Origin of the sequence: Pararhizobium gei, from assembly GCF_029223885.1 — a bacterium.
Taxonomy (GTDB): Bacteria; Pseudomonadota; Alphaproteobacteria; order Rhizobiales; family Rhizobiaceae; genus Pararhizobium; species Pararhizobium gei.
This window is the reverse complement of record NZ_CP119409.1, coordinates 1,327,921-1,352,107: the sequence shown is the minus strand read 5'-3', so window position 1 is coordinate 1,352,107 and position 24,187 is coordinate 1,327,921. Positions and strand designations below refer to the sequence as shown.

Annotated in this window: 20 protein-coding genes and 1 riboswitch; of the genes, 10 read left to right on the top strand and 10 right to left on the bottom strand. The window is 60.7% G+C overall.

Annotation, left to right across the window (positions count from 1 at the left end; genetic code table 11):
* Positions 1-7: 7 nt before the first annotated feature.
* On the bottom strand, positions 8-313 hold the full coding sequence (locus PY308_RS06325; protein WP_275789323.1) for a DUF982 domain-containing protein: 306 nt from the start codon (positions 311-313) through the stop codon (positions 8-10).
* Between the two features lie 279 nt (positions 314-592).
* Here PY308_RS06325 and PY308_RS06320 point away from each other — a divergent pair, with 279 nt between their 5' ends.
* Positions 593-760 (top strand): hypothetical protein, encoded by a 168-nt coding sequence (locus tag PY308_RS06320; protein ID WP_275789321.1) that lies wholly within the window; start codon positions 593-595, stop codon positions 758-760.
* A gap of 88 nt (positions 761-848) precedes the next feature.
* Here PY308_RS06320 and PY308_RS06315 read toward each other — a convergent pair whose 3' ends face one another.
* Both PY308_RS06315 and PY308_RS06310 read right to left on the bottom strand, forming a co-directional pair.
* Positions 849-1,946: an FAD-binding oxidoreductase gene (locus PY308_RS06315; protein WP_275789319.1), complete on the bottom strand. Its 1,098-nt coding sequence runs from the start codon at positions 1,944-1,946 to the stop codon at positions 849-851.
* Between the two features lies 1 nt (position 1,947).
* On the bottom strand, positions 1,948-3,198 hold the full coding sequence (locus PY308_RS06310; protein WP_275789317.1) for an aromatic ring-hydroxylating oxygenase subunit alpha: 1,251 nt from the start codon (positions 3,196-3,198) through the stop codon (positions 1,948-1,950).
* Between the two features lie 117 nt (positions 3,199-3,315).
* A riboswitch (cobalamin riboswitch) is annotated at positions 3,316-3,513 on the bottom strand.
* 354 nt (positions 3,514-3,867) lie between these two features.
* Between PY308_RS06310 and PY308_RS06305 the strand changes: the two genes are divergently transcribed.
* The 3 genes from PY308_RS06305 to PY308_RS06295 all read left to right on the top strand — a co-directional run bounded on the left by PY308_RS06305 (position 3,868) and on the right by PY308_RS06295 (position 7,313).
* Positions 3,868-4,473, top strand: a complete 606-nt coding sequence (locus tag PY308_RS06305) for a DUF6656 family protein (protein ID WP_275789316.1) — start codon at positions 3,868-3,870, stop codon at positions 4,471-4,473.
* Between the two features lie 121 nt (positions 4,474-4,594).
* The gene (locus PY308_RS06300) at positions 4,595-5,581 is read left to right on the top strand and encodes an L-threonylcarbamoyladenylate synthase (RefSeq protein ID WP_275789314.1); all 987 of its coding nucleotides are present in this window, start codon (positions 4,595-4,597) and stop codon (positions 5,579-5,581) included.
* A gap of 280 nt (positions 5,582-5,861) precedes the next feature.
* Entirely contained in the window at positions 5,862-7,313 is a 1,452-nt protein-coding gene (locus PY308_RS06295) for an FAD-binding oxidoreductase (RefSeq protein WP_275789312.1), read from the top strand.
* On the opposite strand, the gene PY308_RS06290 is transcribed toward PY308_RS06295, so the two are convergent.
* Both PY308_RS06290 and PY308_RS06285 read right to left on the bottom strand, forming a co-directional pair.
* Entirely contained in the window at positions 7,303-8,097 is a 795-nt protein-coding gene (locus tag PY308_RS06290) for a M10 family metallopeptidase C-terminal domain-containing protein (RefSeq protein ID WP_275789311.1), read from the bottom strand. The two genes, PY308_RS06295 and PY308_RS06290, sit on opposite strands and share 11 nt — an antisense overlap.
* 87 nt (positions 8,098-8,184) lie before the next feature.
* Positions 8,185-10,494 carry a DUF1217 domain-containing protein gene (locus PY308_RS06285; RefSeq protein WP_275789309.1) on the bottom strand — a complete coding sequence of 770 codons (2,310 nt, stop codon included), beginning with the start codon at positions 10,492-10,494 and terminating at the stop codon, positions 8,185-8,187.
* A 348-nt stretch (positions 10,495-10,842) separates the two neighbouring features.
* Between PY308_RS06285 and PY308_RS06280 the strand changes: the two genes are divergently transcribed.
* Positions 10,843-11,409 (top strand): DUF6101 family protein, encoded by a 567-nt coding sequence (locus tag PY308_RS06280; protein WP_275789307.1) that lies wholly within the window; start codon positions 10,843-10,845, stop codon positions 11,407-11,409.
* A gap of 77 nt (positions 11,410-11,486) precedes the next feature.
* On the opposite strand, the gene ubiA is transcribed toward PY308_RS06280, so the two are convergent.
* The 3 genes from ubiA to PY308_RS06265 form a co-directional block, all read right to left on the bottom strand.
* A complete protein-coding gene (ubiA, locus tag PY308_RS06275) occupies positions 11,487-12,446 on the bottom strand; it encodes a 4-hydroxybenzoate octaprenyltransferase (protein WP_275789305.1) in 960 nt (319 codons plus the stop codon).
* A gap of 66 nt (positions 12,447-12,512) precedes the next feature.
* Positions 12,513-13,322 (bottom strand): MipA/OmpV family protein, encoded by an 810-nt coding sequence (locus tag PY308_RS06270; protein ID WP_275789302.1) that lies wholly within the window; start codon positions 13,320-13,322, stop codon positions 12,513-12,515.
* A 161-nt stretch (positions 13,323-13,483) separates the two neighbouring features.
* Positions 13,484-14,299 (bottom strand): AraC family transcriptional regulator, encoded by an 816-nt coding sequence (locus PY308_RS06265; protein WP_275789301.1) that lies wholly within the window; start codon positions 14,297-14,299, stop codon positions 13,484-13,486.
* A 108-nt stretch (positions 14,300-14,407) separates the two neighbouring features.
* Here PY308_RS06265 and PY308_RS06260 point away from each other — a divergent pair, with 108 nt between their 5' ends.
* The 5 genes from PY308_RS06260 (at position 14,408) to PY308_RS06240 (ending at position 21,119) form a co-directional block, all read left to right on the top strand.
* The gene (locus PY308_RS06260) at positions 14,408-15,610 is read left to right on the top strand and encodes an MFS transporter (RefSeq protein ID WP_275789300.1); all 1,203 of its coding nucleotides are present in this window, start codon (positions 14,408-14,410) and stop codon (positions 15,608-15,610) included.
* Positions 15,611-15,700: 90 nt separating this feature from the next.
* Entirely contained in the window at positions 15,701-16,744 is a 1,044-nt protein-coding gene (locus PY308_RS06255) for a polyamine ABC transporter substrate-binding protein (protein ID WP_275789298.1), read from the top strand.
* Positions 16,741-19,128: a putative bifunctional diguanylate cyclase/phosphodiesterase gene (locus PY308_RS06250; RefSeq protein ID WP_275789297.1), complete on the top strand. Its 2,388-nt coding sequence runs from the start codon at positions 16,741-16,743 to the stop codon at positions 19,126-19,128. The genes PY308_RS06255 and PY308_RS06250 overlap by 4 nt, the downstream gene beginning before the upstream one ends.
* A 92-nt stretch (positions 19,129-19,220) precedes the next feature.
* Positions 19,221-20,492 carry a phosphoribosylamine--glycine ligase gene (gene purD, locus PY308_RS06245; RefSeq protein WP_275789296.1) on the top strand — a complete coding sequence of 424 codons (1,272 nt, stop codon included), beginning with the start codon at positions 19,221-19,223 and terminating at the stop codon, positions 20,490-20,492.
* Between the two features lie 105 nt (positions 20,493-20,597).
* Positions 20,598-21,119: a plant virulence effector HPE1-like domain-containing protein gene (locus PY308_RS06240; RefSeq protein ID WP_275789294.1), complete on the top strand. Its 522-nt coding sequence runs from the start codon at positions 20,598-20,600 to the stop codon at positions 21,117-21,119.
* A gap of 132 nt (positions 21,120-21,251) precedes the next feature.
* On the opposite strand, the gene PY308_RS06235 is transcribed toward PY308_RS06240, so the two are convergent.
* Together PY308_RS06235 and glyS are read right to left on the bottom strand one after the other, a co-directional pair.
* The gene (locus PY308_RS06235) at positions 21,252-21,734 is read right to left on the bottom strand and encodes a 2-thiouracil desulfurase family protein (RefSeq protein ID WP_275789292.1); all 483 of its coding nucleotides are present in this window, start codon (positions 21,732-21,734) and stop codon (positions 21,252-21,254) included.
* A gap of 10 nt (positions 21,735-21,744) precedes the next feature.
* Positions 21,745-24,150, bottom strand: coding sequence for a glycine--tRNA ligase subunit beta (gene glyS / locus PY308_RS06230; RefSeq protein ID WP_275789290.1), 2,406 nt, complete (start codon positions 24,148-24,150; stop codon positions 21,745-21,747).
* Positions 24,151-24,187 lie beyond the last annotated feature (37 nt).

Genomic DNA, 24,187 nt, shown 5'->3' with positions numbered 1-24,187 from the left:
CGATGGATCAGGCCACCGCTCCGGCCGGTCCGCTGGCCGTGCGTGCATAAGGTAGCGGAGCGGCGACGACGGCTGGCATGCCAGCTTCGAGGCAAGCGGCAATGAATGCCTCACGCGCTACTGCGGCCGGTGTCATCCGGTTCAGCGCCCGTCGGCAGGCGGTGACGGCCCGGTCATACCGCTCGCCTCTTTTCAGGGGCCATTCGTTTTCAAGGAAATCAAGAGCTTCGTGCACACTGCAGAAGGTTCGCTCAAGGCCGTTCTGCAGCCGGACTTTCAAGGGATGCGTCCAGGGGATATCGCGAATTGTCATCTCGTTTTTCCTCCATTTTCGACCGCCAGTTCGCACGTGTGGAAAGGATATCGGTCGCGGATTTTTGTCTTCAAGAGTCGTTCCGGACAGAGTCGAAAAAAATCCCTGTGTTCCCGGACGCGCTTCCGGTGGCCCTTGAAAAAATTCAACTGGACCGTAGTTGAGTGCGAGCGACCTGTTGCGTTATCCCGCCTCGCCTCGCCTTGCCATCGCCCCGGATTTGGGTCAGTGTCCGCTTGAAATCTGTCGGCTAGCCGACGAACTTGATTGGAGAAAAACATGCGCCTTGGGTCTTTGATGGCAGTAGCCGCGGTCACACTGATCGCTCTTTCCGGATGTGCGAGCACCGGAGCGGGCAACACGACTTATGCGCAGTATCAGGGCGCCTATCCGCAGCCCGATCTTTCCGCTTCAAGCGGCGGTGGCGGCCTGCGCGTCCCTTACTAAGAATTTCCGTCCGCTGACGGTCCCGCCTCGGTCAGGGCGGGCCGCCATTCCGGCAGCGAGGAGCGCCGGAATGGCTCTTGAAAATGGACTACGCCTCGATCTGGACATCTCCAAGGGGGCGAGAACAGCAGGCGAGGATGTAACCTTCCTCGATCTCATCGTCGAGGATGCCGCCATTGTGGCTCATCTCGACGTCGCCCGAAATTTTCATCACCCGACAGGTGCCGCAAAGCCCACCTTCACAGGCAGCGCCGATGCGCACCCCGGCTGACCGCGCCGTCTGCAGGATGGTCTGGCCCGGCTGGCATTTGGCCTCCTTGCCAGCCATGGTGAAGGTGACCGTGGAGACGGCCTGAAGATCGATGTCGCCGGCCCCTGCCCGAATGGCAAGCTCTTCTGCCGCCGGTGCCGCCGCAGGCTGGAAGCTCTCTTCGTGATAGCGCCCCATATCGAAACCGACGCCCTCGAGCATGGACTTGACGCCGCGCATAAAAGGCTCCGGCCCGCAACAGAAGATGGTGCGCTCGCGGAAATCAGGTGCAAGCAAGGCCAGCTTGGACGTCTCGATGCGACCGCGCAGGCCGTGCCAGCCATGGCGCGGGGCGTGGGTTTCAACGATGAAACCAAGATTGAGGCGCGGCATCTGCGCAGCAAGATTTTCGAGCTCGGCACGAAACAGCAGATCGTCCGGCTGGCGTGCGCAGGACAGGAATGTGACGTCCGTCTGGGGGGCGCAATCGGCCATCCAGCGGGTCATCGACATCATCGGCGTGATTCCGGAACCGGCCGAAATAAACAGGTATTTCTCGCCGGGATGCCGGACGAAGGAGAAATCGCCGAGCGGGCCGAAAGCCTTCAGCCTCATGCCGGGCTTCAGGTTTTCGAACATCCAGCGGGTGCCGATGCTCGATGCCTGCGCCTTGACGGTAACGGCAATGGTAAAGGGCCGTGAGGGCGTTGATGACAGGGTATAGGTGCGCATGACCGGATCATCGGGCTTTACCGGTAGCTCCAGCGTGACGAACTGACCGGGCAAGTAGCGGAACCAGCTGTCCCGATCAGCCTTGAAGCCGAAGGTCATGACATCAGGGGCTTCATGGGTGACGGAAATGCATTCCAGAAGCTGCTGCCGGTCGTTGAACGGCTGCAACTCGTCGAAATGCCGGAAAGTTGAGGCAATCGTCATATCAGGCAACCCGGACCAGAGGAGTGGCGACCGAACTGCCCTTAAGGCGATCAGCCATGAAGCGCGTGTACCATTCGACAAACTGCATCACGCCGCCTTCATGGTCCGGCGAATAGGGACCGGGTTGATAGGCTGGCGAGCGAATGCCGAAAGCGTTCTCCTCGACGATCTGGCGGTCCTGATCGTTGGTTTCGGTCCAGACATGGGTGAGTTCATCGAGGTTGTAGTCAACGCCTTCGACCGCATCCTTGTGGACGAGCCACTTGGTCGTAACCTGAGTCAGCTCAGGCCCGAGCGGCAGCACGCGGAACGTGATGGCATGGTCGGCCAGAACATGGTTCCAGGTGCTGGGATAATGGAACATCAGCAAGGTGCCGATATGGCTCTGGCTGACATCGTCCGACAGTTGGCGCTGGACGGCACGACGGCCGGACATGGTGTAGCTCTCGGCTTCCTGGATCAGTGGCATGCGGGCAACGCGGAACTGGCCGGTGGCCGACATCCTGAATTCGCTCGGCAGACCTTCCGCTTCGCACTTTGCCCAATGGGCTGCGATGACGGGATCGTCCTTGGCGCCCTGCACGCCGGTTGCGGTCGGCGCTTCCGGATAGGTGCGGCAGAGCTCGGGATGGTTGGCCGCGCAATGATAGCACTCGCGGTTGTTTTCCCAGACGAGTTTCCAGTTGCCCTTCTCGATGATGGTGCTTTCGAAGGCGACCTTCGTATCCTTCAGATTGTGCGGAGCGAGATAGGACAGGACCATGTCGCGCATCGGCTGAAAATCCGCCGCCTCGTCTGCAAGGCAGATGAAGATATAGCCGCCAATGGTTTCGCAGTGGATGGGCTTCAGGCCGTGCTGGCCCTTGTCGAAATCCTCGCCCATCTGGCGCGCATAAATGAGCTTGCCATCGAGTTCGTAGGTCCATTGGTGATAGGGACAGACGAGCTTGGCGGAAGACCCTTTCTGCCCGGCGCAGACCCGCGACCCGCGATGCCGGCAGGAATTATGCAGGGCGCGCACCACGCCCTGGCGGTCCCGCACGACGACGACCGGATAGGCGCCCACCTGCACGGTGAAATAGTTACCGGCCCTGGGCACTTCGCAGTCATGACCGATGAAAAGCCAGTCCTTGTACCAGATCTGCTCCATATCGAGCTTGTAAAGATCGGGATCGGTGTAGAAGGCCTGCTCCAGGCTATGCCCGTCCTTGCGGTTCTTCAATTTGCGGAGGACTTCGCTGCGCAGATCCATCGTCGTTTCCTTGTGCTCGCCACTTGTGGTCCGCGAGCCAAGGAAAGGAACCGCCGCCGCGCCGGGAGAACGCGTGGATAAACTGGTTCACTCTCCGGCTGCCCGCCGCAACCAAGACATCTTTTCACAAACAAGGCTGGTTTCCGGGCTCTGGAGCTGTCTTGTCAGACCTTCCCGGCGCCTTCCCGGATCTCTCCAGTGACTTTTTTGCCGGGTTTCGCTCCACCACCGTTGCGGGGGCAGCGCCGGATTTCGACCGGCTTCCCAATTCTCCGCCCTCCCTGTAAAGGCAGCACCTTGAGTATTGCCATCTAATCCTGCGCCGCGTCAAAACAGCCGTTGGAAAGCGACATCCGATTCCAGAAAGGCGACAAGAAAATAGAGCGGTTGCGGCTGTGATCGCTGGTCATTTTCTAAGCAGAAACAACGATATTTTTCGTTATTTAGGCAGATGCCCGTTTTAGCGGCGACGGCGTGCCGGTTCTGCAAAACTCGGGTCATTTTGCGACATGGCCGGGGCCTGTTCTTCCGGCTCCGGCGAAAGCCTCGCACCATCATGCCCGGCTACCTATGGAAAGGTCCCATTAACCCTAAGCATGTAGTTTTATGGGGATTATGACGCCGTGGTATATGATCCCCGCATACCCAGCAAAATCCGGGTTCAGGCCGATGTCAAACTTGAGATATTTCGACGCCGCTGCAGTTGCGAAAACGGCTCCGCCGCCGAAAATCGCGGTTCATACAGAATTCCTGCGCACCGGGCGTATCAATCGGCACCGGCCGGAATGGCACGCGGACGAAAAGCGCTATCTCACACATCAGGAAGTGGCCGAACGCACAGGGCGCAAGCTGCAGGCGGCAGCGACCGTCACCCATGAACGGATCAACGCCTTCCATGCCTCGATCCGCTTTCCCAAGGTGGTCTTCCATCGCACTCTTCAGGGCCGGCCACATCTGGGCTATTGCCACGTCACGACGGCGCGCACGAAATTCGCCCAGTTCAACGATGTCCGCTGGTCCTTCTACATCGCCAATTTCTTCTCGGAGATCGGCGACGACGAGCAGTTCTTCGACAGCGTCAAGATCGGCTATTCCCGGATGTATTTCGCCGTTGCGACCGAGATGGATCGCGACGCGGGCAAGCTGATCCTGAACAGGTCGGTCCACGAGAACGGGCTTCTGTTTCGCACCGCCGAGCCGAAGGAAGCCTTGAAGAACGTGCTGCTGCTCGGCGCGCGCAACGAGCAGCTTCGCCGGATCATCAACAGCCTCTGACCGGCGCCGGACATCGGTTGGCAATCTCCTTGCTTGCCGGCGCGGCCAAAATGGCTTGGCAAGGCTCGGCAATGCCCTGTAAAGAGACCGAAGAGCGCGTAGCCGCGACTTTGGAAGCTGCATGACCCTGATCATCGATACACGGACGGAACCGGAGCGCGCCCTGACGGGGGCCTGCGACACACTGGGCATGGGCCTGCCCGTGGCGATCCCGACGGAAACGGTTTATGGCCTGGCGGCGGACGCCACCAATCCCGATGCAATCACCCGTATTTACGAAATGAAGGGGCGACCGCGCTTCAACCCGCTGATCTGCCATGTCTGCGATCTCGACATGGCGCGCCGCCATGTTGTTTTCGATCCGATTTCACTGGCGCTTGCCGAGGCTTTCTGGCCAGGGCCGCTGACGCTGATCCTGCCGATGAAGCCAGAGAGCGGCGTGCATCCGCTGGCATCCGCCGGCCTCGATACACTGGGGATCCGCATGCCGGACGGGTTTTCCCGCCGGGTTATCGAGAGATACGGCAAGCCGCTTGCCGCACCGAGCGCCAACACTTCCGGCAGGATCAGCCCAACGACAGCCGCGCATGTCGCGGACGATCTTGGCGGCAAGGTCGCACTCATCCTCGACGACGGACCAGCCGGGATCGGCCTGGAGTCCACCATCATCAAGGTGGAGGGCGACGAGATCAGGCTGCTGCGGCCGGGCGGGCTGGATGTCGCCGACATTGAAAGAGTGACAGGAAAGACGGTGCAGCGACCGCAGACGGCGGGGGCTGCGATCGAGGCGCCGGGCATGCTCGCCTCGCATTATGCGCCGGGAGCGGCAGTCCGGCTGAATGCATCGGATGTCACGGCCGGCGAAGCCGTCATCCGCTTCGGCGGCAAGGTCTTGCCGGGCGAAGAGAAGGCCGTGCTGGTGCTCGATCTCAGCCGCTCCGGCGATTTGCGGGAGGCGGCGGCCAATCTCTTTGCCTACATGAAACAAGCTGACGCCTCGGGCGCCACGACCATCGCCTTCGGCCCTATTCCGTCCAATGGATTAGGAGAGGCGATCATCGACCGCATCGAACGGGCGGCGGCGCCGAGGGAGGGTACTCAAGGATGAATTGTCTTGGGATATATCCCTCTGGTCTTCGCCAAACGGTCCTCCCTTTGCGGTCAGCACAATGGCTTGTTGGTTGCAGGGGCGCGCGTCGATCTCCCTCTTCTCCCCAGCGGGGAGAAGTGCCGAGCGCAAGCGAGGTGATGAGGGGGACTTCGGCGCGGCCGGAACCAAACAGAACTGGCCTTCGGGCCCCCTCATCCGGCGCTTCGCGCCACCTTCTCCCCGATGGGGAGAAGAGGGGAGCAAAGAGCAACCCGGCGACCCACAAGGGACCGCTCCTATGATGAACACCCTCCCCTCACCCGATCTGATCGCCCGCTTCACCACCATCGTCGGTGCGGCGAACGCCCTGACGGAGCCGGGCGATCTCGCTCCCTATCTGGTCGAATCCCGCGGGCTCTACAAAGGCACGACGCCGCTGGTTCTGAAACCCGGCACCGTGGAAGAGGTGTCGCAAATCCTGAAACTCGCAACGGAGACCGGTGCCGCCATCGTGCCGCAAGGGGGCAATACCGGCCACGTGGCCGGACAGATTCCGCGCACCGGCGCTGCCGATATCGTGCTGTCGCTGCAACGGCTGAACCGTATTCGCGACATGGATCCAGTTGGCAATGTCATCGTCGCCGATGCCGGATGTATTCTGGCGGATATCCAGAAGGCTGCAGAAGCGCATGATCGCCTGTTTCCGCTATCGCTCGGTTCGGAAGGCTCCTGCCGGATCGGCGGCAATCTTTCCACCAATGCCGGTGGCACGGCGGTTCTCGCCTATGGCAATATGCGCCAGCTTTGCCTTGGCCTCGAAGTCGTTCTTCCGACGGGTGAAATCTGGGACGGACTGCGGCGGCTGAAAAAGGACAATACGGGCTACGACCTGCGCGACCTGTTCATCGGAGCCGAAGGCACGCTTGGCGTCATCACCGGCGCCGTGCTGAAGCTGTTTCCGCAACCGCTCGGCCATCAGGTCGCCTTTGCCGGGTTAAGAAGCGTCGAGGACGCGCTTGACATGTTCGACAAGGCAGCCAGCCTTTGTGGGCCAGCGCTGACCGGCTTCGAACTGATGCCACGGCTCGGCGTCGAATTCACGGCACGGCATATTCCGGGCGTTCGCGATCCGCTTCAGACTGTCCATGCCTGGTATGTCCTGATCGACATCTCCACCTCGGACTCCGCGGAGACGGCGGAGCGGATGATGAACCAGTTGCTGGAAAACGCGATCTCGACGGGCTTGGTGGAAAACGCGGTGCTTGCCGCAAGCGAAGCGCAGCGCCGGAGCCTGTGGCATATGCGCGAAAGCATGTCGCCGGCGCAGAAGCCGGAAGGCGGATCGATCAAGCACGACGTTTCCGTGCCGGTGTCCAGCATTCCCGCCTTCATGGCGCAGGCGGATGCGGCTGTCATGAAGGCCATCCCCGGCGCCCGCATCTGCGCCTTCGGCCATATGGGCGACGGCAATATTCACTACAACATCTCCCAGCCGGTTGGGGCCGACATCCAAGCGTTCATCGGCCGCTGGCGCGAGATCAATGCGATCGTCCACGGCATCGTGCTTGCCTATAACGGCTCGATCTCGGCCGAGCATGGCATTGGCCAATTGAAGCGGGACGAATTGGCGCAGGTGCGCTCGCCCATCGAGATCGACCTGATGCAGCGCATCAAGCACGCCTTCGACCCGGCCGGCATCATGAATCCCGGCAAGGTGCTGCAGACCGATCCCGGCACATTCAAAGGATGAAAAAGTCCTTCTGGAGCGTGATGGCGTCATCGAAGTGGATGGCGAAATCCACCTTTTTGTCGCCGTTCACATCGGCATAGACATAGGTGTCGGAGGCTTTCTTTTCATAGCGCAACTCGCCGGCATGGCCGGAAAACGCCTTCGTTCCGATAAAGCTGAAGGCCTGATCGTGCGACAGCTTGGTATTGGCGTCGATGTCGTTCAGCTTGATGCGATCGCCACCGCTGCCGTTGAAATCGAAGATTGTATCGCGCCCGCCCACCGAAGAGGTCGAATCCTTGACGGATTTGAAGACAAAGAAGTCTTTCCCGGTTCCGCCATAGAGATCGTCGGCCCCGGCAGCACCGCGGATCTTGTCGTTACCGCCATTGCCTTTGATGACATCGTCGCCGGTGCCGGAGTTGATGATATCCGCCGAGCTGGTCCCGTTGATCGTGTCATTGCCGGCCAGCAACAGGTTGACGAACAGTGCGTCATCTTCGGCGGCGGCGGCGTCGTAAAGCCTGGCAGCGGAGACATCGAGTCCTGTGATCTTGACCGTGGTCACGCCTTTGATGACGACATCAAGCGACTGGACCTTACCCGCTGTGACATCGGTTACGAAGCCGGATTTGACAACATATTTGAAGCCGGTTCCGCCAAATGAGGTATAATTGCTGCTGTTGTCATAGAGTTTAAGCTTGGTGGAGCTTGCGCTCGCGAAATCATACTGGAACAGCAGATTGGTCGACGTCGTTGAAAAATCGATCGCGTAACCGCTGGCAGCGAAATTGAAGGTTGCCATGTCCTAGCCTGCCTCTGAAATATTGATAATAAAAAACATAGAACGCTTTTTTAGCGAGACAACAAGTATTATTCCTTGGCCTGGCGATCAAAAACCGCCTGAGCGAAGCTGGGTAAGGCTCATAAGCGTCTCGGCGCTGATGCCGCCCCGGCCGCTGCCCGCCATGATCAGTTCGGCAGGCGACGCGTCGACGTTGTTTTCTACATCGTAAAGCGCGGTGAAGCGGACCAGAAGCTTTTCCAGCTTTTCCGGGTCGTGCAGATCCTCGATATCGAGCACGCGGTTGATGTAGTCGTACTGGATATCCACATCGGCGCTCGACATTTCCTGGGGGATGCTGAACGTCGTCTGGATGACCTGCAGAAGGGCGCTGTCGGCCAGAAGGTCGTAAGCCGTGGTCACATCGCCGGCCATGCGGCGGAAATAGAGCGCCAGGCGCACGCCGGCATTGTCCTCGCCCTTCTGCTCTTCCAGGGTCTGGTTGTAGTAGAGGCCTTCGGTCTCCAGCAGGCCGCGCTTCGTCTGGATGCCGGGATCGGGCTTGGCGAGATTGCCGTCACGATCAAAGTTGAAGGACGCGACAAGTTCTTTATAGAGACTGGTTTCAGGCTCGGTATTGATGAAGCTGTTCGGATCGGCCGGATCGGATTCGAACATCTGGCGGACGTAGTCCGTGGTGATCTCTTCGGGATCGAGCCCCGCTGCGACAAGGATGAAATCGACCATGCGCCGGTTGCCCAGAAGATCGTTCAGCGTTTCGATCTTTTCGATCTCGGCACTGTAATATTTCGATTCGTCCGTCGCCTTTGTCCTGTCCTCATCCGTGCCGAAACGGCTCTTTTCAACGACATATGATTTCGCCGTATTGAGAATTTCGGTCTGGGACTGGGCAAGCAGCGGCACACCGAGCGTGCCGTCGCCGTTGAAATTGAAGGCCTTGGCCAGCTTGACGTAGCGTTCGTCTTTCAGCGTATAGACATAGCTGGCGGGGTCGGTGAGGTCGCTGGTCAGGACCTTCCTCAACGTTCGCGCGGTATCGCCCACGTTCTGCAGGCCGACGGCGGTCAGGGCCAGGTTCATGATCTTCCGGTCGGCCAGCAGATCGTCGACATCGGCGACGATGCCGATGAGCGTCTTGTAGGAGTTGATCAGCGCCTCGTCGGCAGCTTCGTCGGCGTCATTATAGCGGGCCATCCAATAGGCTGACGTCAGGGTCTTCTGATCGGCCGTCTGGGCTTTGTCGCCGGCCGCAAGCGTCCCGTCGGTCTGGAAGTTGAAGGCCGCCGCCAGTTCCTTGTAGATCGCGTTGTATTCGGTGCCGCCCTGTGTATTGGCGTAGCTGTTGGGATCGTTCAGGTCGCTGGTGAGGATGTTTTCCATCGTCGAATTCAGCAGGCTGGCCGGCAAACCGTAGGAAATGCGGATATAGGCAAAAAGGCGCGAATTCCCGAGGATATCGCCGACCTTGGTGACGCTGTCGATGGTCGATTCGTAAAACAGCTTGTTGACCTGGGCTGCAGACGACGAGAGCCGCGGCTGCGCGAAGACGTAGGCCTCGTTGGTCGATGCCTTGGCAGGATCCGACATCGGCAGATCGCCCGCAAGCAACGTGCCGTCATCCTGAAAATTGAAAGCGGCAGCCAGAGCCCTGTAATCCGGTGCATTGGCAATCGCAGTTTGAAACTGGGTGATCAGCTTGCTCGGCGCGCTGTTCGGATCTGCCAGCTCTGCTGCCGTCGCGTTCGCCGTCACCGCATCGATCTTGTCCTGATAGCCCTGTTTATAGGCGGCGTCCGCGGTGTTCACATAGCTGTTGGGATCGTTGACATCGCTCGTCACCACGCCCTTGAAATGGCTGTAGGACATATAGTCCGGATTATAGCCGAAGGCCGTCAGCACGTAGTCCTTAAGCTTCTCGTTCTGCCATAGCTGGTCAACGGTCTTCACAGTGTCGATCACTGCGTTAAAATAGACCGAGTCGGCGCGGACTGCGTCATCCTGGTTGGCGATGCTTTCATTGTAGAGCCCGATCAGGGCGTCTTCCTGTGCATCACTTTGGACCACTTCGGTCGCTTGGGAAAAACTGAACGCCATCGCGAAATTGCGGTAGCGCTCGTCGGTCAGCATGTTGGCGTAGCTGTTTTCGTCGCTCAGATCACTTTCCATGACCTTGCGCATGAAGGCCTTGGCATAGGTCATCTCTTCCAGCCCGTGCGCCTTCATCGCATAGGAATAGAGCCGGTAATCATCGAGGAATTCATCGACTGACGTGACATTGCCGATATTGGCCTTGTAATACTCGGTTTCGCGGGCAACCAGCACCTGTTCGGAGGTCCGCTGGATGCTCGTCTTCATGTCGCGGGTAATGAGGTTGTAGTCGATGAAGGTCGAAACCATAGCCGCTCTGCCGATCGCCTGAAACGCCCGCCGGACTGTTCGTCCGCGCAGGCAAGACGCCGCATCGCGCGGCCATATCCGGAAAGCACCATCGCCTGCCTGACTTGTGCGTGGCTTTCCAGCGCTGTCATCGGCTCTTGCCCGATAGGCAAAATGCGGCTGGCTTTCTTCAGTCTTTGGAAACCCTGCCGCGTTGGCTTTTGCTAACCATCGGGAAATGCAAAGTTTTTTAACTGCGATTTTTAAGCGGTCTCAAACGCCCCCCGCCTATGCTTCAGCCATAGAGGACGAAAAAGTCCCAAAGAGAAGACCGGGAACCGGCTCTCAGGTAAAACAAGGGCGATTGACATGCTGAAGACACTTCAACAACCGGCCTGGGTCGATACGACGCTGCGACTGGACCCGAAACGCTTTCCCCAGCACGCGAGCTACAGCCTGCAGGGACAATCGAGCACGGTCAGCATCAGTCTGGACGAGCGCGGCGCAGTGTTGCGCAAAATTTTACCGTCGAGCGGACTGCCGCTGTCGATCGCGCTTCCCGCCCGTGCCTTCAAGGGCGTGGCTGCCCGGGCCATCGACCATGGAAACGGCGGGGTGACCGTGACGCTGGAGCTTCACCACGACGATCCCGAACTCTGCATTCCCCTGCTCGTGGCACATGACCTTTCCGACATCGCAGCCGACTGGCGCGCCTGGGCGGAAGCCTACCGGACACCGATGCTGATGGTGGAAGCCGACGGCGTTGCACGGCCGCTGGAGGAGCATCTCGGCGAGGTGCGCACCGGCGACACCAAGCCGCGGCGTCGCCATTCGCTTTTCAACGAACGCCGTCCGCGCTTCCTGATGCGCCGCGCGACCGGCAGTCTCGGTGTCAAGATGAAGATCGACGGTCGCGAGATCATCGCGCGCAGCTGACACCCGTCATCGACGTTACTCCAGCGTGAAAGGCCGGCTCTCCCTGCAGCCGGTCTTTTGCGTATGGCGCAGGAGATTTAGACGAGCCGAACGAGGAGCGAGGCAATCAGCCCGGCAAACAGGATGAGCCCGACGAGATTGTTGAACCGGAACAGGGCAAGGCATTGCGCGGCATCGTGGATGTCGAGCACAAGGATCTGGTAAAACAAGAGCACCGCCGCGACCAGCAGCGCGGCATAGGCAAGGAGCCCGGCTCCGGCTGCGGCAAAGGAAACGAACAGCAAAACGACGGTCAGGCCGTAGAGCGCCAGCAACCAGGGGCGCGGCCTCTCGCCGAAACGGCGTGCCGTCGATCGAACCCCGATCAATTCGTCGTCTTCCTTGTCCTGGTAGGCATAGATCGTGTCGTAGCCGACCGTCCAGGCGATGGCGGCGGCATAAAGGATCGCTGCGGCGGCCGATATTTCACCGAACTGCGCCGCCCAACCCATCAGGGCGCCCCAGGAAAAGGCCAGGCCGAGAAAAAACTGCGGCCAGTCGGTGAAGCGCTTGGCGAAGGGATAGATCGCCACGAAGACGAGCGAGAAGACGCCGAGCAGGATGGAGAAGGTGTTGAACTGGAGGAGGACGACAAGCCCTACCAGTGCCTGCAGTACCATGAAGATTTTTGCCTGTCGGCGGCTGACGCGACCGGAGGGCAAGGGGCGCGAGCGGGTACGCGCCACCGCCATATCGATGTCGTGATCGATAATGTCATTATAGGTGCAGCCCGCGCCGCGCATGGCGACCGAGCCGATAAAGAACAGGATCAGATGAAAGACGAAGGGGCCAAAGGCGAAGGTTCCAAGGCTGGCCGCGGCATTGGCCGCCAGTCCCGCCGACCAGAAGCACGGCCACATCAGCAATTGCCAGCCGATCGGCCTGTCCCAGCGGGCAAGCTGGGCATAGGGCCAGAGCGGCCTGGGCAGGACGCGGTAAACCCAGTTGTTGGACGGCGCATCGTGGACGCGCCCGGAATCGGCAGATTTGGTGCTCATGGCCCGTCTTCGCAAACGCCGGGGCACACGGTCAAGCGATCAGAGCGGATGAGCGCCCGATCGCAATCAATCCAGGGTAAAATCGAACCTGTAGGTCGCCGAGAGACCGACCATGAACTGATTGCGGCTGCCGCCTTCCCTCACAATGCTCGAATCGGCCGCCGGCCCCATCAGCCGCTTGTATTCGGCAAAGGCGCTGGTCTCCAGCTTCTCGGTCGCCTGCCAGGTGATGGCCGTGCCGGCTCCCACCGAGCTCAGGCCGCCGGAGGGCGAATAGGTCGAATAACCGGATTTTGCCGCTTCGGAGCCATCGACACCGTAATAGGCGTCGAAATAGTCGCTGGTCGCCGCCGACAGCCTTGGACCGGCCGAGACCCGGACCGTGTCGGTGACATCGACAAATCCGTCCGCGGCGACGTCTGCGACAATACCGTGATGGCTGCGAATGCCCTGGCGCAGTTCGGCGCGGATCCGCAGCCAATCCGTCGGGTAGACTTCCGCAAAGCCGCCAAGTTCCCCGCCGAAACGCACGGGATCGAGGCCTTTCAGATCGGATGAAGTATCCTCGTCGCGATCGAAGATCAGCTTGCCGACGACGCCGGCCCGGAAGGCGCCCTTGTCGACGAACGCAAAGGCCGGGTTGTCGTTGCGCGAGGAAAATCGCACCGTGCTGCCGGCCCGCCCGAGCGAGATCAAGGGTGCAGCCTGGAACAGGCGGTCGGAAGAGCCATCATATTTCGGACCGATGAAGCCCGTGGCCCCGACTTTCAGATACCAGTCGCCGGACCAGAATTGACCGCCATCCTGAGCCTGGACGGAGGATGACAGACCGGCAAACAGGCCGGCGGCGAGGAAAAACGCTGATGAACGGGACATGGGGTACTCCGAATGGGCGGGCATGCTCCGGCAGCCGAACCGAGCCGGAGCGAACATCGAAAGCGCGCTAAACGCAGTTATAGGAGGTGTGTCACTACCAGATCGTTAACCAGCCCGCTTGACGCTTTCTTTGCCAAACCATTGATGCCGGCCAATCTCACTCAGACGGTGCGGGTTTTCAGGTAGGTGCTGGGGGTGCTGCCGAGCATGCGGCGGAACATGGTCGTGAAGGCCGGAATGTTTTCATAACCGGCATCGAGCGCGACATTCGTGACAAGTTCGCCGGCGGCAAGCCGCGGCAGGGATGCGAAAATACAGGCCTGCTGGCGCCAGGTAACGAAGCTGACGCCGGTTTCCTGGCGAAACAGCCGGGTGAAGGAGCGGCGGCTCATGCCGAGCGCGCGCGCCCAATCGTCGATCCCGGCATTGGCGTCGGGCGATTTCAGGAAATGGCGGCAGAGGCGCGCAAGCCGCGCCTCGCCCGGAAACGGCAGGCCGAGCGGCCGTTCCGGCAGCCGCTCGATTTCGTCGAGCAGCAGGTCCATGATCAACCGTTTGCGCCGCGGGGCCGGCAGGTCTTCGTCCGACTGCACCAGTTCCTCGATCAGGCTGGCGGCGAGCGTGGTGACCTCGAGCACGCGCGGCGCATGCGACCCGATGATCAACGGATCGACATAGATGGAGTGCATACGCACCTCACTGATCATCTCGCTGTAATGTTCGAGACCCGCGGGAATGAGCAGTCCGTGTCCGGGCGGAATCATCCAGCGCCCGCCTGCAGTGCTGACCAGCACAACGCCGCTGCGGGCACACCAGAGTTGGGTCTTGCTGTGACTGTGGAGATGACCGCGAAAACCGGCCGGATAGAGGCCGCCGAGCGCCAGGACCGGTTCTTCCGCAGTTTCAATCCAGGAAAGACTTTCAAAATGCTGGTCGTTCTGCTGGCTGTCCCTCTGTGTGAGGTCAATTACTCGCATTTGGCCCACTCTCGAAAGAATGAGACCACAGCACAAAAGCAGGCCAGACTCAAGCAATGTAGAGACATATGGCGCAAGCGGCGCAAGTCCGGCAGGCAGGAAACGAGCATGGCAACGATATCACCGAGTTCAGGCGTCAGCGCTGATAAAACCGCATTCTCGGCCATCGTGGCCGTAAGCTTCTGCCATATGCTGAACGACATCATGCAGTCGCTGCTCACCTCGCTCTATCCGCTCCTGAAGGAAAACTACACGCTCGACTTCGTGCAGATCGGACTTTTGACGTTCGCCTTCCAAGTGACGGCCTCGTTGTTGCAACCGGCCGTGGGCGTGGTCACCGACCGGTGGCCCATGCCGTTCTCCCTGCCGGCGGCCATGCTTTCGACCTGCGCCGGTCTGATCACCCTCGCCCATGCCGGCCATTTCTATATGCTCATCATCGGCGCGTGCCTTATCGGCATCGGTTCCGCCATCTTCCACCCGGAGGCCTCCCGCGTCGCCCGGCTGGCATCCGGAGGGCGGCACGGTTTGGCGCAGTCGCTGTTTCAGGTCGGCGGCAATACCGGAACGGCGATCGGGCCGCTGCTGGCTGCCTTCATCGTCATTCCGCAGGGTCAGGCCAGTCTGAGCTGGTTTTCGATCATCGCGCTGACCGGTTTCATGGTTCTGTCGTGGGTCAGCGTCTGGTACATGCGTCACCGCCGCAGCACGGCCGGCCGCAAGCCTGTCAGCCGCACCTTGCCGCTACCGCGCAATCAGGTCGTCTGGACGCTGATCGTGCTCGTCATCCTGACGGCCACGAAAAATGCCTATCTCGCCAGTCTTTCCAGCTATTTCACCTTCTTCACCATCGAGAAGTTCGGTGTCGGGGTTCAGGACGCGCAATTGCTGCTGTTCCTGTTTCTCGGGGCATCCGCGGCCGGCGTGATTTTAGGCGGCCCCATCGGGGATCGCTACGGCGCGCGTTTCGTCATCTGGTTCTCCATCCTCGGCGTTATTCCCTTTGCCCTTCTCCTGCCCTATGCGAACCTATTCTGGACGGCGACGCTGGTCGTGATCATCGGCTTTATCTTTTCCTCCGCCTTTTCGGCGATCGTGGTCTTCGCGCAGGAACTGGTTCCCGGGCGGGTCGGCCTCATAGCCGGCATGTTCTTCGGTTTTGCCTTCGGATTCGGCGGCATTGGGGCCGCGGTTCTCGGGGTCGTCGCGGATCATCGGGGAATAGCCTTCGTCTACACGATCTGCTCCTATATGCCGCTGCTCGGCCTGCTTACAGTTTTCCTGCCGCGGCTTCCGAGCCACAGGGAATAAGCGCCGGCACACTCCCGCCCCCGACTGCCTCGCGTAAGCAATCATCAAGTATTGCCCGCTAAGGTTCCTCGTGACCATCGGGGAAATTCTATGCGCGAAATGCTCCTTTCCGCTTTTCTGGCGCTCGGCATTCTTGCCGACGCCGCGCAGGCGCGAGCGGAAACGCTAAATCTCCTGATCTGGGAATCCTATATCGACCAGACGATCCTCGATCGCTGGTCGGCGAGTACCGGAGTGACCGTCAATCAGATCTTCTACGACAGCGGCGATGCGCGCGACGAGGTTCTCTCCGATCCGAACAGCAACATCGATCTTGTCGTGGTCGGTGAAAACGGCGCGGGGCTCTTCGGCAAGCGCGGCATCCTCGAACCGCTCACCATGGCGCGCACCCCCTCGCTGAAGGATTACAGGCAGGAGTGGGCTTCCCGCTGCGCCGGTTACGGCATACCCTATCTCTGGGGAACGATGGGCATTCTCTATCGATCGGATGTGGTCAGCCCCGCACCCACCTCATGGACCGCGCTGATGTCGCCGGCGGACTCGCTGAAAAAACACATCGCGATGTATGACGATCACAACGAGGCTTTTGTTGCGCCGCTGATCCTTCTCGGCAAATCGATCAATTCCAATGATCACGCAACGCTGAAGGCGGCGTTCGAGATGATGCGCAGTCAGGCGCCCTTCGTGCTCACCTATGATTATGTCATTACCTCGATCCAGAACGCTGAATTCGGCAAGGAAATCCACATGGCGATCGGCTATAGCGGCGATCAGCATGTCCTGAACGAAAAGGCCGGCACACCCGGCGTCTGGCGCTATTCCGTGCCGAGAGAGGGCACCTTGTCATGGCTCGACTGCCTGGCTGTCACGGCAGCCTCGCCACGCAAGGACATCGCCTTGAACCTTCTGGATTTTATCGGCTCACCGGAAAATGCCGCTTCGAACGCTATCGCGCTGAGCATGCCCGTGTCCAGCGAGGCCGCGCGCAAGCTCATCCCCACAGCAATGCGCGAGGACCGCGAGATCTATCCGGCTGCTGAAATCCTCGCCAAGAGCCAATATCAAAAGGAACTGTCGGTCCAGTCCATCCAGGTGCGGCGACGCATCATCAGCTCCATGGCAAATTTCCAGTGACACTTGGCAGACGCGCTTTTTTCCTGATCTTCCCCGTCGTGCTGGCTGGCTATATGCTCGCCGCCCTCTCCGTCTACATCGCGCAGAGACAGTCGGCTCTGGCGCTGGAACAGGCCCGGCTGTCGCAGCAGTTCGACCATCTCGCCGCCCTGTTCCGCAACGAACTCACCCAGAGCCGCGCGTTCCTCTACACTCTTCTGGAAGGCAATGCGGTTCGACTGTTTGTCTCCGAAGCCAACGAGGCCTACCGGAGCAACGCGCTGTCCCTGCGGCTGCAGCAAAATATCGGTTCGCTGTCCGAGGATCCAAAAAAGTTCACATCCTTTGCCATCCTGAAACCTGACGCGACAACAGGATATTATTTTGAAAACAGCGAGGATCCCTTTGCCGAGATCGGGGAGGCGCAACTTGCGCTGGCGCGCCGCTTGTCCGCTGGAAGCCAGGTGCGCGACTGGACCTATCTCTACGATCGGCAGACGCGGCCGGTCATCGTCTATTCCGAATTCATCGATCCCGTCACCTTCAGCCGCCCCTTGCCAAGCGCCAAGAAAAACGCCCTCCTTATCCAGGTGGCAGTCGAGCCCAAGCAATTTCTCAGACTGCAAGAGAAGTTAAGCGGCGAATACGGCACGGCGATTACGCTCAGCAACACGACACGACAATTTCTCCCCGACGATCTCGGCGCGTCCGTTCGGCTGGCGCCGTCGCTCTTTGCCAATCTCGAGGTGCCGGCGTCGCACAGATCGGAAAAGGCAATCCGTCTGAAGCTTCTTCTGTGTCTGGGGGCGCTGGCCATGAGCTTTGCGTCGATCGGCCTGATCATAGCTCTGATCAGCCGATTCATCACCAACCCCATTGCCGCGCTCGACCTGCAGGTCACGGCGGTTATGAACGGCAAGAACGCCGACATCGCGCAAACGGACTCGGAAGGAGAGATCGGCCGCCTGACGGGCAACATCAAGCAATTGCATGATCAGTCGCAGCAGGCCTTGCGGCTTGTACAGCATACGTCCTGGACGGATACGCTGACCGGCATCAGCAATCGCGGCCACTTCAACGCGCTGGCTGCCGGCGTCGTCGATACCATCACGGCAGAGGGCGGCCATTGCAGCCTGCTGTTCCTGGACATCGACAACTTCAAATTCGTCAACGACAAATACGGCCATTATGTCGGCGACGAATTGCTGAAGGTGCTGGCCACGAGACTTCAGGCGACGATAGCGGGCATTACCGCCAGCCGGCAGCTGCCGCCGGCCGTTCTGGCGCGCCTCTCGGGCGACGAATTTGCCGTCCTCGTGCAATCGACGCCGGGCGATGGCACGGTGCGGGAAGTCAGCGCCGCGATCCTCGCTCTGTTTTCCAGTGGCTTCGAGGTGCGCGGCAAGTCCTATCCGGTCACCGTCAGCATCGGCGTCGCCCTGTGTCCGTTGGACGCCACAAACCTTGCCGAACTGATTTCCAACGCCGACGCGGCCATGTACCAGGCCAAGACGAACGGCAAGAACCGCTCGGCACGGTTTTCGCGCGCTCTTCAGGACAAGCGCGACCGCGTCAGGCAGATCCAGGACGAATTGCGCCTGGTTGAGCCCGACGAACAGTTTCATCTCGTTTACATGCCGATCGTCGATCGACGCGGCACCGTCACCGGCTGTGAAGCGCTGTTGCGCTGGGTTTCACCCGTGCTTGGCAATGTCACGCCGGACGAGTTCGTGCCGATTGCCGAGAGTTCGGGTCTGTTCACGAAGATCGACTGGTGGGTCATCAACCGCGCAATGTCCCAGCATCAGCGCCTGAAGGCCCTGTTCGGGCCTGGTACCATCCTCGCCATCAATATCTCCTCTGCTGAACTCTATTCGAAATCGATCAGTGATTATTTCGTGGCCTGCGCCGAGCGTTATTGCCTGGACCCGGATACCGTCGAGATCGAGCTGACAGAAACCTACGCCGTAAAGCTCGGCGATCAGCTGCATCACAACATAGAAAGCCTGCGTGCCAAGGGATTTCGTATCTCGATCGACGATTTCGGCGCCGGGTACACGTCTGTCCGTCAGATCATCGAATATACTGCCGACACGATCAAGCTCGACAGGGCGCTGGTGGATAATCTCGCCCATACGAAATCCCTGCCCGCTCTCAAGGCAATGATCGCGCTCTGTCACGCCCAAAACATGGGCGTTATCGGCGAGGGCGTCGATACCGAGGAGAAGCTTACCATGCTCGAAGCGGCAGGCTGCGACCAGTTCCAGGGCTATCTGATCAGCAAGCCGCTGGGTTTGCATGACCTGTCCATATGGGCTCTGAAACGCACCGCCGAGATGGCTGGCGACATGGATGGCTTCGAACAGGACGGACGCCGGCGTGCGGGCTCGTCCCGGCTCCTGTAGGCACTGCAAATCAGGGTATTTTCCAGTTTTGCCTTGACCTTGGCCTGCCTGCGTCCTAACCGCACCACGACATGCGGTTGCGGGAGTTGGCAATGAAAGTTCTGTTGATCGGTTCGGGCGGACGCGAACATGCACTGGCATGGAAGCTCGCGCAATCGCCGCTTCTGACGGCGCTCCATGCCGCGCCGGGCAATCCCGGCATTGCCGAGCATGCGACGATCGCCGCCATCGATACCGCCGACAATGAGGCAGTTCTGTCCTATTGCCGGCAGCAGGCCGTGGATTTCGTGGTGATCGGCCCGGAAGCGCCGCTGGTGGCCGGGCTTGCGGACATGCTGGACGACGCAGGAATTGCCGTCTTCGGCCCCTCGGCCGCAGCAGCCCGGCTTGAGGGCTCCAAGGGTTTCACCAAGGACATCTGCTCCCGGTACGGCATTCCCACGGGCGCCTACCGGCGCTTTACATCGGCCGAGCCGGCCAAGGCCTATGTCCGCGATCAGGGCGCACCCATCGTCGTCAAGGCGGACGGACTGGCTGCCGGCAAGGGCGTGACGGTGGCAATGACGCTGGATGAGGCCCTGGACGCCATCGATAGCTGCTTTTCCGGCGCATTTGGCGATGCGGGCGCCGAGGTCGTGGTTGAGGCCTATCTCGATGGCGAGGAAGCGAGCTTCTTTTGCCTTTGCGACGGAGAGGCCGCGTTGGCGCTTGCCTCGGCCCAGGACCACAAGCGCGTCGGCGATGGCGATACGGGACCGAACACCGGCGGCATGGGCGCCTATTCCCCGGCTCCTGTCATGACCAAGGACATGGTCGAGCGCACCATGCGCGAAATCATCGAGCCGACGATCCGGGGCATGGCCGAGAGCGGCTATCCGTTCAAGGGCGTGCTGTTCGCGGGCCTGATGATCACCGCCAAGGGGCCGGAGCTCATCGAATACAATGTCCGTTTCGGCGATCCGGAATGCCAGGTTCTGATGATGCGGCTGGAGAGCGATCTGCTGCCGCTTCTCTACGCGTCGGCGACCGGCGGACTGGCCAATGCCACGGCGACATGGCGGGACGATGCGGCGCTGACCGTGGTGATGGCATCGAAGGGCTATCCCGGCCCCTACACGAAGAATACACCGATTCTGTCCCTGCCGGGCGAGGACGCCGGCCACAAGATTTTTCATGCCGGCACGGCGCTGAAGGATGGCCAACTGGTCGCGACCGGCGGTCGCGTGCTGAACGTGACTGCCACAGGTCCGACCGTCGGCGCCGCCAAGGATGCGGCCTATGCGGCACTCGACAGGGTGGAATGGGACAACGGCTTTTGCCGCCGTGACATCGGCTGGCAGGCCGTGCAGCGCGAGACGGCATGACCTTCCTAAAGCCTGCGCTTTCATTCAATTTTTACCAATTCTCCTGACGGGACCGTAACGCAGACCGGCTATTTTCCTCGCATTCCACAATCGAGGAGAATGCCGATGCGGATCCTGCTTTTGACACTCGCAAGTCTGGCTGCCGCCGCGCCCGCAGCCGCGTCGTCCATTGAGATCGTCGCATCCGGCACACTCGGAAACGGCAGCATCGAGCAACTGTCCTGCAGCCATTGCCCGCCGCCGGTTGTTCGCAAGAAGACCGGCTATGTCGTTCCAGAGGTGCCTGCCGGGACGGATCGCGTGGAATTCAAGGAAATCAACGGTGAAATGAAGCTGGTGCGCACCGAGGCCTGGCTTGGCGGCTCGCCGGTGGTCTTCATCAGCAAAGCCTCGCCGGAAGCCGTGGAAGCAGCCAGATCGAAAGCCGCCCCGAACACTCTGGCGGCCGGTGCGGCGACAACCACGCCGTTGGAGGCCGAGGCAACGACGACGCTTCCCGTCATCGACGATGTGGCGACGACCGGTTCGCTTAACGGCCCTTCTGTGGCCGGTATGGCCGGGATCACGCCGAAAGACAGTCATTCACAAGAAGTTGATCTTCAATCCTTCGAACTTCGGTTAAAATAAGTCTGTCGTTCCCAGTCCCTGCCTCGCCAGCCACCTCAAAAAGGCTGATCAGGCATTCGCCTTCCAAGGCGAGAATTACGCCCCTGAAGAGAAGCAGGGGCGTAATTTTTTGTGGGCTGTCTCCGGGGCTGATCAACCGGCAACAGCGGCAAGTGCTTCGATCTCGGAACCACAGAAGACGCTGATGCCGTTTGCCCTGAGCAAGGCGGTTGTGACGCCCTCGCCGTCCCGGCGCCGGCCGGAAAAGCTTCCGTCATAGATGAAGCCGGACCCGCAGGACGGGCTGCCGTCGATCAGCAACGCATAGCGACAACCGGTTTCGAGCGCCAGGGCGAGCGCATTTTCCGCTGCGCGGCGAAACGCATCCGTCACATCATGGCCGTTGCTCTCCACAACCCGGGCGCCTCCCTGAAGCACTGCCCTGCCGGAACCGCGTTCGATTTCTGCCGGCAGGCGCGGCACCGGCATCCCGGCAGACAGCTCCGGACAGATCGCCACCACCCGCCCCTCCGCCTGCCAGCGATCAAGGACCGGATGGTGAAGCGGCTTGGCCTGTCCGTCATACCGGACGGCATGGCCCATGAGACAGGCACTGACGAGGATTTTGGCCCCCATCCGCCGCTCCTCAGCCCGAAATCTTCGAGAAGTCCGCAACCGTTCCCGTGGCCGCGCGGATTTGTGCAAGAAGAGCGAGGCGATTGGCGCGGATGGCCGGGTCGTCGTCGTTGACGAGGACATCGGCGAAGAACCGATCGACCGGGCCGCGCAGCCTGGACAGGGCTTCCATGGCGGAGCGGAAGTCTTCGCCTGCGATGGCGGAGCGGGCCTCTGCGGAGGCCAAGGTGACAGCCGCGTGCAGTGCCTTTTCGGCCTCAAGCGTCAAGAGGGACGAATCGACGGTTGCGGCGATCCGCGTTCCCTTCTTTTCCTCGGCGGCCAAAAGCTGCGTGGCGCGCTTGGTGCCGGCGAGCAGGTTGAGGCCTTCTTCGGAGGTGATAAAGGCCGTGAGGGCTTCGACGCGGCGGGCGACCATCAGGAGGTCGTCATTCGCGGTCGTGGCTTCGCCCCCCTCATCCGGCGCATACGCGCCACCTTCTCCCCGCTGGGGAGACCAGGTCTCTGCCGCCGCCCCTTGCTCCCTCTTCTCCCCCACGGGGAGAAGGTGGCCTGAAAGGCCGGATGAGGGGGACGCAGCCAGAACGGCGTCGATCAGGTCATGGCGTGCGCCGAGGTCACGCAGGTAAACTTTGAGGCGGTCATGGAAAAAGGAGAGGAGGTCGGTGACAATAGGCTGGATATCGAGACGGGACTGATATGTTACATCCATCACGCGATCAGTGATGTCATCAATACCAGCACCTTCAAGCCGTATGGCAGCTTCAAAATGCTTATCATGTTCAATGTTGCGGATATGATCTTCCACTTCCACTGCCGCACTTTGAATCGCCTCGGAAAGAGGAAGCCTAATACCTCGTTCCAGCAAAATCCGCACCACGCCCAACGCCGCACGGCGCAGCGCATAGGGATCCTTCGAACCCGTCGGCTTCTCGTCGATGGCCCAGAAGCCCACCAGCGTATCCAGCTTGTCAGCCAGCGCCACCGTCAAACCAACAGCGTCGGCCGGCAGGCGGTCGGACGGGCCCTGCGGTTTCCAGTGATCCTCGATGGCGGCGGCGACGGAAGGGTCTTCGCCCTGAAGCAGCGCATATTTGCGGCCCATCAGGCCCTGAAGCTCGGGAAATTCGCCGACGGCCTCGGTGCGCAGATCGGCTTTGGCGAGCACAACGGCACGATCGACCAGTTTCGGGTCCGCGCCGGTCGCCTTGGCAAGTTCGGCGGCCAGAGCGCGAATGCGCTGCACGCGCTCGCCCTGCGTGCCCAGCTTGGCATGGAACGTCACATTCAGCGCGTCGAGCTTCGCCATGCGCTGGTCGAGCGGTTTTGTCAGATCGAGATCGAATTTTTGTGCCGATGCCTCCAGCGTTTCGAGATCCGGCAGGTTGCCCTGGTCGCGGGTCCAGAAATGCCGTGCGTCGGAGAGGCGGGCGCGCACCACCTTGCCGTTGCCGTGGATGATGTCCGCACCGCCGTCCTTCGCCTCGATATTGGCGACGAGGATGAATTTGTTGGAGAGGTTTTCTTCACCCATCGGGCGCGTGACGAAGCATTTCTGGTTGGTCTTGATGGTCAGCCGGATGATTTCCGAGGGGATTTCGAGATAGGCCTCCTCGAAGGCGCCCATCAGCACCTGCGGCCATTCGACCAATCCCGAGACTTCCTCCAGCAGCGCCTCGTCCTCGACCAGTTCCAGTCCGTTGGCAAAGGCGATGTCGCGGGCGTCGTGGAGAATGATATCCTTGCGGCGCTCGGCATCGAGCACGACCTTGGCCTTTTCCAACTTGTCGGCATAATCGGCAAAGCGGCGCACGGTGATCGCATCCGGAGCATGAAAGCGATGGCCGTAGGTGACGTTGGAAGCGAAGATACCGTCGACTTCGAACGGGATGACCTGGGTTTCCTCGTTTTCAGGCCCGAACAGGCAGATGATCGACTGCAGCGGCCGCACCCACCAGAGCGCGCCGGGCTTTGCCGAGGAAGCGCCCCAGCGCATGGGTTTCGGCCATGGAAAATTCCGGATGATGCCGGGCATCACCTCGGCGATGATCTCCTCGGCGGGGCGGCCGGGCTTGACGATATGGGCGACGTAGAAATCGCCCTTCTTCGGATCGCTGTGGACATGCGCCTGATCGATGGATGCCAGCCCCGCCCCGCGCAAAAAGCCTTCGATCGCCTTTTCGTTGGCGTCGGTGCGCGGTCCCTTGCGGTCCTCGCGTATATCGGCGGACCGGGCGTTCAGGCCGCGAATGTCCAGCGTCAGCCGGCGCGGCGTCCAGTATTCCCGCGCGCCCTCATAGGTCAGCCCCGCTTCCACCAGCGCATCGGTCAGAAGCTTCTTCAGGTCACCAGCGGCCTTGCGCTGCAGGCGAGCCGGGATTTCCTCGGAGCGGAGTTCAAGCAGAAGATCGGGCATGGAAGAATGCTTTTCTGTGGGATCAGGGACTGCGGCG

Coding starts and splice junctions, on each gene's coding strand:
- PY308_RS06325 (WP_275789323.1), bottom strand. CDS start 313: ATGACAATTCGCGATATCCCCTGGACGCATCCCTTGAAAGTCCGGCTG.
- PY308_RS06320 (WP_275789321.1), top strand. CDS start 593: ATGCGCCTTGGGTCTTTGATGGCAGTAGCCGCGGTCACACTGATCGCT.
- PY308_RS06315 (WP_275789319.1), bottom strand. CDS start 1,946: ATGACGATTGCCTCAACTTTCCGGCATTTCGACGAGTTGCAGCCGTTC.
- PY308_RS06310 (WP_275789317.1), bottom strand. CDS start 3,198: ATGGATCTGCGCAGCGAAGTCCTCCGCAAATTGAAGAACCGCAAGGAC.
- PY308_RS06305 (WP_275789316.1), top strand. CDS start 3,868: ATGTCAAACTTGAGATATTTCGACGCCGCTGCAGTTGCGAAAACGGCT.
- PY308_RS06300 (WP_275789314.1), top strand. CDS start 4,595: ATGACCCTGATCATCGATACACGGACGGAACCGGAGCGCGCCCTGACG.
- PY308_RS06295 (WP_275789312.1), top strand. CDS start 5,862: ATGATGAACACCCTCCCCTCACCCGATCTGATCGCCCGCTTCACCACC.
- PY308_RS06290 (WP_275789311.1), bottom strand. CDS start 8,097: ATGGCAACCTTCAATTTCGCTGCCAGCGGTTACGCGATCGATTTTTCA.
- PY308_RS06285 (WP_275789309.1), bottom strand. CDS start 10,494: ATGGTTTCGACCTTCATCGACTACAACCTCATTACCCGCGACATGAAG.
- PY308_RS06280 (WP_275789307.1), top strand. CDS start 10,843: ATGCTGAAGACACTTCAACAACCGGCCTGGGTCGATACGACGCTGCGA.
- ubiA (WP_275789305.1), bottom strand. CDS start 12,446: ATGAGCACCAAATCTGCCGATTCCGGGCGCGTCCACGATGCGCCGTCC.
- PY308_RS06270 (WP_275789302.1), bottom strand. CDS start 13,322: ATGTCCCGTTCATCAGCGTTTTTCCTCGCCGCCGGCCTGTTTGCCGGT.
- PY308_RS06265 (WP_275789301.1), bottom strand. CDS start 14,299: ATGCGAGTAATTGACCTCACACAGAGGGACAGCCAGCAGAACGACCAG.
- PY308_RS06260 (WP_275789300.1), top strand. CDS start 14,408: ATGGCAACGATATCACCGAGTTCAGGCGTCAGCGCTGATAAAACCGCA.
- PY308_RS06255 (WP_275789298.1), top strand. CDS start 15,701: ATGCGCGAAATGCTCCTTTCCGCTTTTCTGGCGCTCGGCATTCTTGCC.
- purD (WP_275789296.1), top strand. CDS start 19,221: ATGAAAGTTCTGTTGATCGGTTCGGGCGGACGCGAACATGCACTGGCA.
- PY308_RS06240 (WP_275789294.1), top strand. CDS start 20,598: ATGCGGATCCTGCTTTTGACACTCGCAAGTCTGGCTGCCGCCGCGCCC.
- PY308_RS06235 (WP_275789292.1), bottom strand. CDS start 21,734: ATGGGGGCCAAAATCCTCGTCAGTGCCTGTCTCATGGGCCATGCCGTC.
- glyS (WP_275789290.1), bottom strand. CDS start 24,150: ATGCCCGATCTTCTGCTTGAACTCCGCTCCGAGGAAATCCCGGCTCGC.